This window comes from Thermobifida fusca NBRC 14071 = JCM 3263 (assembly GCF_001592045.1).
Lineage (GTDB): Bacteria > Actinomycetota > Actinomycetes > Streptosporangiales > Streptosporangiaceae > Thermobifida > Thermobifida fusca.
Map to the genome: position 1 here is coordinate 1 of NZ_BCWB01000008.1, position 13303 is coordinate 13303.

Annotated in this window: 12 protein-coding genes, 1 CRISPR repeat array and 1 riboswitch; of the genes, 3 read left to right on the forward strand and 9 right to left on the reverse strand. The window is 65.5% G+C overall.

Annotated features, from left to right (window positions below; genetic code table 11):
* Window positions 1-550 (forward strand): lytic polysaccharide monooxygenase auxiliary activity family 9 protein (locus TF1_RS01315; protein WP_061783547.1); only part of this gene is annotated, 550 nt, incomplete at its 5' end.
* Window positions 551-641: 91 nt separating this feature from the next.
* On the opposite strand, the gene TF1_RS01320 is transcribed toward TF1_RS01315, so the two are convergent.
* The 4 genes from TF1_RS01320 to TF1_RS01335 form a co-directional block, all read right to left on the reverse strand.
* A complete protein-coding gene (locus TF1_RS01320; RefSeq protein WP_011291708.1) occupies window positions 642-1313 on the reverse strand; it encodes a DsbA family oxidoreductase in 672 nt (223 codons plus the stop codon).
* A 246-nt stretch (window positions 1314-1559) separates the two neighbouring features.
* The gene (locus TF1_RS01325; RefSeq protein WP_016188567.1) at window positions 1560-2435 is read right to left on the reverse strand and encodes a helix-turn-helix domain-containing protein; all 876 of its coding nucleotides are present in this window, start codon (window positions 2433-2435) and stop codon (window positions 1560-1562) included.
* A 176-nt stretch (window positions 2436-2611) separates the two neighbouring features.
* A complete protein-coding gene (locus TF1_RS01330; protein WP_061783548.1) occupies window positions 2612-3490 on the reverse strand; it encodes an NAD(P)-dependent oxidoreductase in 879 nt (292 codons plus the stop codon).
* 331 nt (window positions 3491-3821) lie between these two features.
* Window positions 3822-4406 (reverse strand): general stress protein, encoded by a 585-nt coding sequence (locus TF1_RS01335; protein WP_061783549.1) that lies wholly within the window; start codon window positions 4404-4406, stop codon window positions 3822-3824.
* 178 nt (window positions 4407-4584) lie between these two features.
* On the opposite strand from TF1_RS01335, the gene TF1_RS01340 reads away from it, so the two are divergent.
* Window positions 4585-5862: a hemolysin family protein gene (locus TF1_RS01340; protein WP_061783550.1), complete on the forward strand. Its 1278-nt coding sequence runs from the start codon at window positions 4585-4587 to the stop codon at window positions 5860-5862.
* Window positions 5863-6508: 646 nt separating this feature from the next.
* On the opposite strand, the gene TF1_RS01345 is transcribed toward TF1_RS01340, so the two are convergent.
* Complete coding sequence (locus TF1_RS01345; protein ID WP_082797684.1) at window positions 6509-7210, reverse strand: TetR/AcrR family transcriptional regulator; 702 nt, start codon at window positions 7208-7210, stop codon at window positions 6509-6511.
* A 383-nt stretch (window positions 7211-7593) separates the two neighbouring features.
* A riboswitch (guanidine-III (ykkC-III) riboswitch) is annotated at window positions 7594-7655 on the forward strand.
* Between the two features lie 25 nt (window positions 7656-7680).
* Here TF1_RS01345 and TF1_RS01350 point away from each other — a divergent pair.
* Window positions 7681-7995 (forward strand): DMT family transporter, encoded by a 315-nt coding sequence (locus TF1_RS01350; protein ID WP_011291702.1) that lies wholly within the window; start codon window positions 7681-7683, stop codon window positions 7993-7995.
* 27 nt (window positions 7996-8022) lie between these two features.
* Here TF1_RS01350 and TF1_RS01355 read toward each other — a convergent pair whose 3' ends face one another.
* From TF1_RS01355 to TF1_RS01370, 4 genes are all read right to left on the reverse strand, one after another.
* Window positions 8023-8556 carry a sugar O-acetyltransferase gene (locus TF1_RS01355; protein WP_016188565.1) on the reverse strand — a complete coding sequence of 178 codons (534 nt, stop codon included), beginning with the start codon at window positions 8554-8556 and terminating at the stop codon, window positions 8023-8025.
* A gap of 122 nt (window positions 8557-8678) precedes the next feature.
* Window positions 8679-9431 carry an enoyl-CoA hydratase/isomerase family protein gene (locus tag TF1_RS01360; RefSeq protein ID WP_016188564.1) on the reverse strand — a complete coding sequence of 251 codons (753 nt, stop codon included), beginning with the start codon at window positions 9429-9431 and terminating at the stop codon, window positions 8679-8681.
* Window positions 9432-9758: 327 nt separating this feature from the next.
* Entirely contained in the window at window positions 9759-10415 is a 657-nt protein-coding gene (locus TF1_RS01365) for a class I SAM-dependent methyltransferase (protein WP_061783551.1), read from the reverse strand.
* A gap of 165 nt (window positions 10416-10580) precedes the next feature.
* Window positions 10581-11684 carry a cytochrome P450 family protein gene (locus tag TF1_RS01370; protein WP_169803304.1) on the reverse strand — a complete coding sequence of 368 codons (1104 nt, stop codon included), beginning with the start codon at window positions 11682-11684 and terminating at the stop codon, window positions 10581-10583.
* Between the two features lie 1066 nt (window positions 11685-12750).
* A CRISPR array of direct repeats spans window positions 12751-13267; the repeat unit is 29 nt; unit sequence CGGACCATCCCCACGTGCGTGGGGAGCAC.
* Window positions 13268-13303: the final 36 nt, after the last annotated feature.

The following is a 13303-nucleotide window of genomic DNA, read 5'->3' on the forward strand; positions in this document are numbered from 1 at the left end:
CATCAACCCCGCGACCCGTAACTACGGTTGCTGGCTGCGTTGGGGCCACGACCACCTCAACCCCAACATGCAGTACGAAGACCCCATGTGCTGGCAGGCCTGGCAGGACAACCCCAACGCCATGTGGAACTGGAACGGCCTGTACCGCGACTGGGTCGGCGGCAACCACCGGGCTGCCCTCCCCGACGGCCAGCTGTGCAGCGGTGGCCTCACCGAAGGCGGCCGCTACCGCTCCATGGACGCCGTAGGCCCGTGGAAGACCACCGACGTCAACAACACCTTCACCATCCACCTGTACGACCAGGCCAGCCACGGCGCAGACTACTTCCTGGTCTACGTCACCAAGCAGGGCTTCGACCCGACCACCCAGCCGCTGACCTGGGACAGCCTGGAACTGGTGCACCAGACCGGCAGCTACCCCCCGGCCCAGAACATCCAGTTCACGGTCCACGCCCCCAACCGCAGCGGCCGCCACGTGGTCTTCACCATCTGGAAGGCCTCGCACATGGACCAGACCTACTACCTGTGCAGCGACGTGAACTTCGTCTGATGCACCAGGTCTGACCGGAACAGTGCAGGCCCCGCCGGCAGCCACACCGGCGGGGCCCTTCCTTCTCTCACCCGGGCTCGGCCCGACGTCCTCAGCTTGGGGCGGGCCGAGCGCGGGTGTAGGCGGCGCGCAGCGCGGACACGAACGTCTCCACGGGCTGAGCGCCGGACACCGCAAACGCCCGGTTCAACGCGAAGAACGGCACCCCGCGCACCCCGAGGGTGCGTGCCGCCGCGAAATCGTCCCGCACCTGCTGGGCGTAATCGTCCCCCGCCACTACCCGGCGGGTCTCCTCCTCGGGAAGCCCGATCTCCACACCCAACCGGACCAGCGTGTCCGCGTCGTCGAGGACCTGCGCCTCCACCAGTTGGGCGCGCAGCAGCCGCTCGTGCGCGGCATCCCCCTTGCCATGCGCCTTGGCCAGATGGGTCAAGCGGTGGGCGTCGAACGTGTTCACCATCGTGGCCTGTTCGAGGCGGTACTCCAGGCCCTCCTCCGCGGCCAATGCGGTGACCCTCGCGTTCATCTGCCGGACCTGCTCGAGTGTGCCGCCGATCTTCTCCGCCAGCATCTGCGGCACAGGCTGGCGGACCCCTGCGGGGAACGTCGGGTCGAGCTGGAAGCTCCGCCAGACGACCTCCACCTCATCGGCGTGCTCGAACTGCGCCAAGGCACGCTCCAGGCGGCGCTTGCCGATGTAGCACCACGGGCACACCACATCCGACCAGACCTCGACGGTCACAGCCCGGTCCGGGGCGCTCACCAGCACACCCCGTCCGTGCAGGTCGGGGCGTCACTCTCCCCGACGATGACCAGTCCGTTCCCGGGGGGCGGTGAAGGAGCCTCCAGGTCCTCGTGCGGGTCGCGGGATCCAGCAGACGGTGTCTCTGGAAGCTGCGGCGTCTCCATCAACATCCTCACTCACCGGTGCTTACGGGGGTATCAGTGGCCGACCGCACCGCAGTCGGCCACTGTCATCAACAGCCCCGGCTCGCGTCCTCTTCCCGCTTCACCGTTCGACCCGCTCCACCGGGACCCACAGTTCGGCTTCTACATAGGCTCCGTCCTGCGACATCGTGGTGCGCAACAGTTCCGGCCCCGGCACACTCTGGTAGGGGTTGGCGGGAAACCACTGGGTGAACACGTCCCGCCACAGGTATTGGATGGCGTACGGCGCCTCTCCCTCCACTTCGAACACCGCCCACAGCCCTGCCGCCACGGGCAGCACCGCCATGTCCTCGGGTGCTGGCGCACTAGTGACCACCCCGTGGTAGTAGTCCAGTTCGGTGCCTTCCGGTGCGCTCACCCGCTCACCGGCGATGTTGGCAACAGCTGCGACCACTCCCCGCGGCTCCTGATCGGACAGTTCCGCCAGCCGCTGCAGTGTCCCAGGGTCGATACTCCGCACAAACTCGACGATGGCCGGGTTAGGCCCCTCATAGACGAGAGGCACGCGCGCCTTCTTCCCAACCACCTGGAAAGCGTCCTTCTCCACAATCCGGTATCGCATGTCTGTGCTCCCTTCAACGACGAGCCGGAAGGACATCCGAGGTTGGGAGCGCAAAGGCGCACCGGTGCGCCGGGCCTCCCCCGGCCCTACCCCGTGCATGGCGCGGAACGCCCGCGCAAACGCCTCCGCCGAGCCGTAGCCGTAGCGCACGGCAATGTCGAGCAGGGTGCGGTCCCCCGCCAGCACTTCGGCTCCGGCAACGGTGAGCCGCCGCCGTCGGATGTACTCCGACAGCGGCATCCCCGCCAGTGCAGAAAAGAGCCGCCGCATGTGGTACTCCGACGTGGCCGCGATCCGCGCCAGCTCAGCACCCTCGATCCGCTGGTCGAGGTGGCGCTCGATGTACTCCATGGCCTGGTTGAGCCGGTCCAGCACCTGGATCTCCTTCCTCTGCTGTTTCACGCTAGAAGGAGCCCCCGCGGCCCCGCCCGATCTTGTATGCCCGATTCGGTCAGGTGGCTGGGCCGCTGCATTCACGCAGCCCAGCCACGCCGTACTCCTGCCCTGCCAGACGGACTCCACCGGCCGGGGCACGGCGCTGCACGCGTGGCTCAGTCCCGCCCGGAGAGCCGAGCAATCGTGCGGAAAAGCGCAGAATGGTCCAGGTCGCCGTCACCGTTTGCGCGCGCTGCCGCAATGAGCTGCGCGGCCGCAGCCGCCACAGGAATCACCACCCCGGCTTCCCGGGCAGCTGTCGTGACAATGCCGAGATCCTTGTGGTGCAGGTCGAGCCGGAACCCCGGCGTGAACGAGCGGCGACGCATCAGCTCAGCCTTGTGCTCCATGATCGCGGAGCGCGCCAGCCCGCCGCCGAGGACGTCCAGAGCGGCCGACACATCCACCCCGTAGGCTTCCAAGAAGACGATCGCTTCGGCGAGCACCGCCAGATGCCCCGCCACAATGAGCTGGTTGGCGGCCTTCACCGTCTGCCCCGAACCGCTCGGCCCCACGTGCACGATCGTCTTTCCGACCACTTCGAGGAACGGTCGGGCGGCCGCGAAATCCTCCTCGGTGCCGCCGACCATGATGGACAGGGTCGCGTTCTGCGCGCCCGCCTCGCCCCCGGACACCGGGGCGTCAACCATGCGCAATCCCCTGCTGCGGGCCTGGGCGGCAAGATCAGCGGTCACATCGGGGCGGATCGTGGAAAAGTCGATGATCAGCGTGCCAGGCTTGGCCGTCTCGAACACGCCGCCCGCACCGGTGAGAACCTCGACCACGTCAGGCGTGTCGGTGACCATGAGCGCGACCACGTCCGCATCGGCGACCGCCTCGGAGACGCTTGCCGCAGCGGTTCCTCCGGCCTCCACCAAAGCCTTCGTCTTCGCGGGAGTGCGGTTGTACCCGACAACCTGGTGTCCAGCATTGTGGAAGTGGACGGCCATCGGGCTTCCCATGATGCCCAGTCCGATGAAAGCGATACGGGCCATAGCGCTGCGGTTCCTCTCCACTCGGATCAGTTCGCGGCGACGCGCTGCGCGACCGGGGACCACTGCGGATCAGCGGGACCGCCCCGGCCCTCGCTCGGCGCGTCCGCCGGGCCACCACCATCCCTACCAAGTCCGCGTAGCCGCGCGCCCACGCGGGGTACCCGTGCCCGTTCCACGAGCAGGCTCTAGGCAGCGGTGGCGTCCTTGTCAGTCGAGAGGAACCGCGATGAGGTGTTCCGAGACGCCTCGTCGGCTGTCCCGCGGGACAGCCGGTCTGGGCACAGGTCTTCCCGGTGCTGCCGTTTTTCGCCTGGCAGCGCCCGCCAGCAGGCTAGAGGTTCGCTTCCTGGCGGAAACGTTCTGCCTGCGCAGCGTGCATGGCATTGACGTAGACGTCGTAGCGCTCTGCCTGCAGGCTCTGCACGCTGGAGAAGTCCCGCTGCCCCCGGGCCGCCCAATGTGCAGCAAACCCGAAGACCGCACCCCAGAGCGCACCGATCGCCACGCTGACCAGGATCACCCAGAACCATGCCGGGCCGATCGCGAACAAGCCGAACAGCAGGCCGACGAACAGGCCGAGCCAGGCCCCTGTCCCTGCGCCGGCCAGGGCCGCTTTCACCTTGGTCATCCGCCCGGTGACCTGCTCCACTGTGCGCACACCGTCCCCGATGATGCGCACATGCTCCACGGGAAATCCCCGGTCGGACATCCGATCGACTAGCCGCTGCGCTTCCGCGTACGTGGCATAGCTCGCGATCCGCCGCTGTCCTCGCTGCGCGGGGATGCTGCCGGAGGGAGCGTTGAACTCGGGACCGTTCATCATCGCCTCCGTGGACTCGTCCACCTGGGCGGGACCGCACAGCGGTTCCGCGTTCTCTGGCACGGCTGCCCCCAGCGGCGCGGTCCAATCATCCACCCCCTACTTCCCGCCTCTTGCCCGCGAACCGGCAGGCAGCAGCCCCGTACGGTATCCGCTGGCTGTCCTGTTATCCCGTGCACCCCACCGTCCGGAAAGCCGTGCTCCCCTGCGCGCAGCGTGTTGCTCTTTTGATGTCCGCGGGTAGAGGCCACGGGGCACCGTCCGAAGAGGCCCCATGGAGAACTACACGGTTCAACTCGCGCTCGTCGCAGTTCTGGTGTTGACGAACGCGGTCTTCGCGGGCAGCGAGATCGCGCTCGTCACCCTGCGGGAAAGCCAGCTACGGCAGCTCGAGCGGCGCGGGGCAGGCGGGCGTGCTGTGGCACGCCTCGCCCGCGACCCCAACCGGTTCCTGGCCACCATTCAGATCGGTATCACCTTGGCCGGGTTCCTTGCCTCCGCGACCGCTGCGGTCTCCCTCGCCCAGCCGTTGATTCCGCCGCTCAGCACAGTCTTCGGCACAGCTGCCCCGCCCGTGGCGATCGTGCTGGTCACCGTAGCGCTGACTTTCATCACCCTGGTCTTCGGGGAGCTCGCTCCCAAACGCATCGCCATGCAGCGGGCGGAAACCTGGGCGGTGCTCATCTCCCGGCCGCTCACCCTGCTCTCCGTGCTGTCTCGGCCCGCGGTGTGGCTCCTCAGCGTCTCCACCGACCTGGTGGTACGGCTCAGCGGAGGCGACCCGGCAGCCACCCGGGAAGAAATGTCGCAAGAGGAGCTGCGTGACCTGCTCGCCACCCAGCCCAACATCACCCGCAAACAGCGCACCATTCTCACCGGGGCGTTCGAGATCGCCGACCGGAACCTGCGGCACGTCCTCATCCCCCGCCGCGACGTCGTTGTCGTCCCCGCGTCCATGCCCGCCCAGGACGCGGCACGTTTCCTCGCCGAGCACGGGCATTCCCGGGCCCCGGTCGTCGCTGACGACGACCTGGAAACCGTGGTGGGAGTCGCGCACTGGGCGGATCTGCTGCGGGGGGAAGGCAGCGCTCGCGCAGCCGCTCGCGCCCCGCTGCTGCTCGCCGACTCCCTGCCGGTCTCCCTGGCTTTGGAACGCATGATCGCGGAACGCCAGCACTTGGCGCTCGTCGTCGACGGCACGGGAGCGATCGACGGCATCGTCAGCCTCGAAGACCTGCTCGAGGAGATCGTGGGAGACATCTATGACGAAACGGACACGGCTCCCCGCGCCGTCACCCGGCTGCCCGACGGTTCTTTGCGGCTGCCCGGCACGTTCCCCGTGCACGAACTCCCCGAGCTGGACGTGCACCTCACCGACCGGCCCGCAGGCGACTACGTCACCGTGGCCGGGATGCTGCTAGCCCAGCTCGGCCACATCCCCGAGAAACCCGGGGAGCAGGTGGTCTTGGGCTCGTGGACTGCCACGGTCGCAGCTGTGAACGGCCGGGCCATCACCGAAGTCGTGCTCAGCCCGCACACAACGCCGGAGTGACCGCTCTTAACGTGCCGGGCCACCGGCGACAGAAAAGCGCGAACCGCCCGCACAACACAGCTCCCCTCCACCTTCGTCTCTCGGTGCAGGGGAGCTTGCACCACGCAGGCGTCCCGTTGGGACACCGCTGACCGCGTCCCAGGGCGGGCCGAACAGAACCCGGAAAACGGTTCTCACAGAAATTAAACCCGTCTCATACTTCCCCCCGTCCCACGAAAACCGGAACGGACAGTACGCATCAGTGCTCGACGTCGAGAAACAAAAGGCCTATCGATCCCCACGAAGGGACAAATCAGCCACTGTCGAGGATCTTTCTTCGCTAGAATCGACACACTTTAGCAACCAGCCAGCTCAGTCGCCTCGACTTTGCACCAGGAAGACGCACTAGCGCCAATAGTCTCCGAGGTACTGTGCTGAAATCCTTGCACAACTCCAGCAACGGGAGGCTCCTTGAGGCTTCTTCACACAGCTTCGGCTCCACCAAAAACGAAAACAGCGCTTCGGAAACGCCGGAGAGCCATTCTCCCCCTTCGCTCTCACCCTTTCCGTATCGGCAGCCGAGAAAAATCTTCCAGAGAAGAAAACGCTGGGTGTCATTACCTGTGGCTATTTTCCTTGGTGTCTAGCCTCTGCTCCCGAGCTCCCCTCACGCTGCTTGCGGCTCCGCTCCCAGCAGGTAGCGCAGCGCCATCTCCGCGAGAAGCCGGTTGAAATCGTCACGGTCGAGAGAAGCCGGCGCCAGCACTGCGCCGCACCCGACGTGCACGATCAGCGCGGAGTAGACAGCAATCAGGCACATCTGCACCGCCGTCTCCGGATCACTGTGCGTGATCTGCGGTTTTGCCAGCAGCAACAGGTTGGTGAGCCGGTCGATGAGCTGCCTGTTGTACCACTGGACCCGCCGGTAGATCCTGTCGTGGGTAGTGGGTGAAAGAGCCATGAGTGACCGGGTGAAGGACTCGTGGCGACGAAGGATGCTGCCGAGCTCCGTGAAGAGCCGTGTGACTAGTTCAGGACCGTCAAGACCGATCCACTGCTCCTCGTCGTCAAAAATCCGCATCTCCTCCCAGACCCGGTTCACCCAGTACTCGTAGACAGCAACGAGAAGCGCATCCTTGCTGGGAGTGCGGTCGTAGATAGCCCGAGGGGCAACCTTAGCGCGCTCACAGACAGCCGCAATGGTGAACGCCTCATACCCGCCTTCTTCGAACAGGGAAGCACCGGCCTCCAGCACCCGCGCCCACGCTCGACGGCTCCGCTCCTGACGTGGCGGTCGGATCAAGAATTCCTCGGTGAGCGCATGCGACTCTGCCTCTTTCACGATCTTCCCCTCATACCTCCGTGTCATCAGGGGGAACCCTACTCCTGTCCCAGCCATTATTCAGGCATTTAAACGTTCCCCCCACCAACCGTAGTTTGGATTTCGCTTTGAAGGGATTGACCAGTTGGCATCGCGCAAATAACCAGTTGCCTTAACCCGTTTTTGGAGCGCTTTTCTACCGCCCATCAAGAATGGCTCTTCTCACAGGCGAACCCTCTGCGCAGGCCAGCTGCACCAGCCACAGCCCCTGCACCTGCCCGCAAGAGAGCCCTCCGCAGACCACGGGCACCAGACGCCCCGCTCACCCCACCCCGCCGCACCCGCGTGCAGCCCGCACGGTCCACCAAACCCGTCCCGGCCCACCGCCGGCATGACCACTCACCCCGCTCCGTTAACCTGATCCGACGGCGGGGCCCCGAGCCTCAGCCCCGGACGAGGTGCGCCGTACCCGGTCAGGACAAGACGGCGCGGCACTTCCCTACGACTCGGAGGCGGAGATGGCCTGGCTGCTCCTTATCTTGTCCGGACTCCTCGAAACCGTATGGGCGATCGCGCTCGACGCCTCACGCGGCTTCACCCGGCTCTGGCCCTCGGTGATCTTCCTCGTCGCCATGGTGCTCAGCATGGTTGGCCTGTCCCTGGCCCTCAAATCCATCCCCGTCGGCACCGGCTACGCGGTATGGGTCGGTATCGGCGCGGTCGGCACCGCCACCGTCGGCATGGTCTGGCTCGGCGAAGCCGTGAGCGTGGCGAAAATCTGCTGCCTCCTGCTCATCATCAGCGGCATCGTCGGGCTTCGAGTACTGGAATAAGCCGCTTCCCGCCGAGCCCACACGGTTCTAAAGCTCGCGGATCACCCGCGCAGGGTTCCCCACCGCGACCACGTTCGCCGGAAGGTCACGGGTGACCACCGCCCCCGCGCCCACCACCGTGTTGTCGCCGATCGTCACCCCTGGGCAGACGATGACACCGCCGCCCAGCCACACGTTCTCCCCGATCGTGATGGGCTCGGCCGCCTCCCACTTGGCGCGCCGCAACTCGGGATCCAACGGATGGGTGGGGGTCAACAACTGCACGTTCGGGCCGATCTGCGTGTCAGCGCCGATCCGGATCGGCGCCACGTCCAACATGACCGCCCCGAAATTGACGAACGTCCGCGGTCCGATACTGATCTGGTAGCCGTAGTCCACGTACAGCGGCGGGCGGATCTCCACATCCTCCCCGACCTCACCCAACAGTTCCGCCAGGATCGCCCGCCGCCCGTCAGCGTCCTCCGCAGGAGCCGTGTTGAACCGCTCCATCAGCTTCATCGCCCGCCGCAGGTCAGCCGCCAGCTCAGGATCGTCGGCAATGTACAGTTCGCCTGCGAGCATGCGTTCCTTCTGCCCTGCCACAGTCGCCTCCCGTTTCCGCCCAGCGGAATGCCTGCCCCAGCCTACTTGCGCCCTGCCTGTCCGCGGCACCCCGCCCAGCCGCGGGATGCCGCACCCGACGGTTAGCGCTTCAAGAACGCGTCAATCAACCGGGCCGCATCATCGGTACCGATCGCGCGGCTGATCGTCTCCGCCTCATCAGTGACACTCTGCTGCGGTGACACCGTCCACGACGAGCGGAGCAGCCGCTTCGCCTGGCCGAGAGCAAACGCGGGCCCCGCAGCAAGCTGCGCGGCGACCTCTTCTGCCCGGCTGACCGCCGCCTCGTCGTCAACCACTTCGGTGACCAGTCCCCACTCGCGTGCCTCCTCTGCGGTCAACGGCCGGTTCATCAAGGCCATCTCCAACGCCCGCTGCTGCCCGACCGCTCGGGGAAGCAGATAAGACACCCCGCAGTCAGGCGTCAACCCCACCCCGGCATAGGCCATGAGGAACTTGGTGGAACGCGCCGCCACCACCAGGTCAGCGGTGAGCACGAACGCGAGGCCGGCCCCGGCGACCGCCCCGTGCACCGCGGCCACCACCGGCTTAGCCAACTCTGTCAACCGCAGCAGCCCGTCGCCCAGCGTGGCAGCGAGCTCGTTCAAATACCCCGACCGGTCCTCAGCCGCCATCATCGACGCCACGTCCCCGCCGGCACAGAACCGCTTCCCCTCGCCGGTGAGGAGCACCACCCGAACCGCCGGGTCCCCGGCCTGGTCAACCGCCTCCCCAAAAGCCCGTGCGGCCGCCATGTCCACCGAGTTCGACGCTTCCGGACGGGCAAGCGTGATCCGCGCAATCCCCCCGTCCACCACGCAGCGCACACCACTCATCCGACCCACCACCTTCCCCTCGAATCCTGCTGTCTTCCAGTGGCGGGCCCGAAAACACTTCGCCAGCGGCACCGCCACGGGGATTACCAGCGCCACACTAGGCCGCCCCGCCCCCGCACCCCAGCGGCGCCCCCGGGCAGTCTGCTGCCCCGCCTCCACACCGACACCACCCCGTCACTGATCGGTAACGCCCCTCCCGCACCCTGCTCCCAGGGGCCGTGCCCGACAGCACCGGCCCCGTCTCCCGGGACACTGCCGCGCCCCGGGCTACCGGTCAGGTGCCGGTAGCCCAGAAGACACCGGATTCGCGGCTGCCCGGGCCCGCGGTCACGGTTTCCGCCACACCAGGGTGTAGCGCCACAACAGCCGACGGCGCAGCCGTGCCCTTGGCAGGACGCGCCGGGCCTCCGCAACGATCTCCGCGAACGTCATGGTGGCGGGCGTGGTCACCGCAGTCATAGACACCGGCCGCGGCGCACGGCGTCCCCGGTGACGCACCCAGCCAATCAGCGGGTTGAGCACAACCGAGACACCGTCCAACAAGACGTCAATCGGGCCGTGCGCCCGATACAAGCCCACGACCACCAGGGTGCCTCCCGGGGCGAGCAGATCCCGAAAACAGGTGAGCGCCTCAGCCAACGGCATGTGGTGCACTGCTGCCACGCACGTCACCACGTCATAGGGGCCTGCGGGGGTATCGGTGAGCACATCACCGACCGTGAAAACCACGGGTGCCGCGGGATCGGTGAGCTCCCGCGCCCGGGCAGTGATCACCGGGTCGATATCGATTCCGCACACCCGATCCGCACGCCCAGCCAGCAGCCGGGCCAGGTCACCGCTCCCGGATCCGGCATCGAGAGCACGACCGAAACGCGGGGGGAGCTGCCGCAGAATCCACCGGTGGTAGTAGGCGTTGTGGTCCCACGGATAGGCGGCGTTGAACTCGTCAAGCACAGCGTGCAACCGCCGCAGCAGTCCAGTCATGCCCCTAGCACACCAAACTCCAGCACGGTGGTCTTCCTTGACTGTCCGAACCCGCGGCACGCCCGCACCACCTTTGCGATACGGCAGCGGGGAGAGCGTCAGCCGTGCGAAGACAGGCCTGCAGCCTCGACCCTCCCCTGGCGGAAAATCTCAGCTGTCGGGATGTCAGCCCATCCCAGCAGTCACCCACAATTCGCTGGGACGGTTCACAAACAGGCTCTTCACCCGCGGGATGTCCCTCTCCGCCAACGCCAGTTTCGGGAAACGCGCAAACAGTTCCGGAAGCACCACGTTGAGTTCCAGGCGCGCCAGCGGTGCCCCCAAACAGTGGTGGGGGCCGTGCCCGAACGTGATGTGGCGGCTATCCGAGCGGGTCACATCGAAAACTTTCGGGGCAGCATGGACCCGGCTGTCCCGGTTAGCAGCCCCGTAAACCATCATCACCGGCTCCCCAGCCCCAATCGTGTACCCGCCCAATTCCTTCTCCCGGGTGGGGAAACAGAACGGCAGCATCACCACCGACGCGGTATGCCGCAGACACTCTTCCACTGCCCGCTCCCACGGCACTTCACCGGACGTGACCAGGGCAAGCTGGTCCGGATGCTCCAATAGCAACCGCACCGAATTGGAGATCTGCCCCACCGTGGTTTCAAACCCGGCATCAACGAGGAGCACCACCGTCCACATCAAGTCTTCTTCCGACAGTGTGGAGCCGTCGTCGTCATGGACGTGCAGCAGGGCGCTAATCAAACCGTCATCAGGCTGCTCCCGTCGAGCCGCCACCATGGCCGCAACATAGGCGTACAACTCTTCGTGGACTGTGGCGTCGGTGCCCGACAGCAGACGCGTGACCAGAGAATCCAAAGCAGGCTGATCTGTTTCGGGAATCCCCAGCAAACGACCGATAACCCCCACAGGCACCGGGTGAGACAGCGCCGCGTTGATATCGAACGGCTGGGAGGCGTCAATACGGTCCAGGCAGGCGCGCGTCAACTCCTGCACGACCGGGCGCAGCCCTTCCACGCGTCGAGTAGTGAACGCATGCTGCACAAGGCGTCGCAGCCGGGTGTGCTCGGGGGGATTCTTGCTGAGCATCGACCCCATGGAAACCAGCTTCACCAGCGGATGCTCTGCCGGAACCTTGCCCTGGGCCACGGCAGTCCAATGCTCCACTCCGCGCTTCACTTCAGGGTCGGCCATGAGCGTACGCAACTCCTCGTAGCCGGTGACCGCCCATACGTCCAGCCCCATCACGCTGAGCCGAACCACCGGTCCGTGCTCAGCAAGGGCGTGAATGTCGGCCTCCGTGAGACCTCTCTCCGTGTCAAGCACAATCTGGGGCGCTGGGGAAGACAAGGCGACTCCTACCGCAGGTCGAAAAGTACAGCCGAGAGTCTCTTACCCAGCGCGAGCACCTTTTCTCCAGAAGAGGAAGAATTCCCTCGATCTTGTACTCTGCGAATAGACTGCTGACGATCATCAACATCTATTGAGGAAAGCGCAACCCAACGAAACATTTGGCTTGCGGATCAGCGATAGCTACGCCAACAAACCAGACGTTGTCCACTCAACGGAAACGTCAGCGAAGCTAAGAGGAGGACTCGCCACTGAACACATGAATTCAGGGCAGCGCTTGCCAGACTCTTGGATGCGCACCGGCGTAAGTTCTCAAGAATTGAGAGCATACCGAGTGACTGAGGAATGTCACATCGTAAAAGGACAGGGACTGTGCTGCTCAACAGTCATAGAAATACGTCATTAACTATACGAACAAACTTTGTTTTCCCTGTCCCGCTGCGGACAGCAGGACGGGTTCACGCCTGGCTCACCAGCAGGGATAGAGATGCTCATGCACTACATCTAGCAGTTGCTCTACTTCCTCCAGCAAAGTCAGCATGGCCCCGTAATTGAAGTCTTCGTGCAGCTAGACCTGTTCAATATAGCGCCAAGATTCTCTCTCTCCTTCGTCTAGAAAAATCCAACACACATCTAGGCGACAGGCCACAATCGAATCTGCATCGAGGGCCGCAACCCCGCACAATCTCGCGCACAGCATTTAGATAATCACTGTGCACCACACTTTCAGGATTTAGAGGAAACCCAAGTTCTTCAAACCGATCTCTTCAGGATCATCTCCCGTTTTGGGTTCCTCAACTGGGTTCCGGACTCGGTGACTCAGTTGGCGGAGTAGGCGTTTCGGTCGAGCTCTCATTGTCCCCGGTCGGGATTATCAGGTAGAGAGACGATAGCGGCAGCGCACCCAGCCACGAACAACAAGAACACTATTGCGCTGCAGCTAGCAACCCCACGAGAACCTTCGTACCTAGAGGCATGTCGGACTATCCCCACCTGCGTGGGGAGCACTCAAGCGAGGCAAGTACAAGCCCGGCGAGATGCGGACCATCCCCACGTGCGTGGGGAGCACTCAAGCGAGGCAAGTACAAGCCCGGCGAGATGCGGACCATCCCCACGTGCGTGGGGAGCACGAACCGGGGCTAGATGCAGGGACCTGCAGGGACGGACCATCCCCACGTGCGTGGGGAGCACACGCCGCCGAGGCGCTCGCGCTCGACTACGTGCGGACCATCCCCACGTGCGTGGGGAGCACTGGCCACACCAGATCGTGCCGGTGTAGAGATGCGGACCATCCCCACGTGCGTGGGGAGCACGTGAGCGTGAGGCACTGACACACCTGACCGGACGGACCATCCCCACGTGCGTGGGGAGCACGGTGGTGTGCCCGGCCGGACGGTTGCAGGTGGCGGACCATCCCCACGTGCGTGGGGAGCACCCCAGCCCCTGTCGAGTACCCGCCCGGTCCTACGGACCATCCCCACGTGCGTGGGGAGCACGATCTCGCGCTGCGACTCCACCGCAACCAAGGCGGA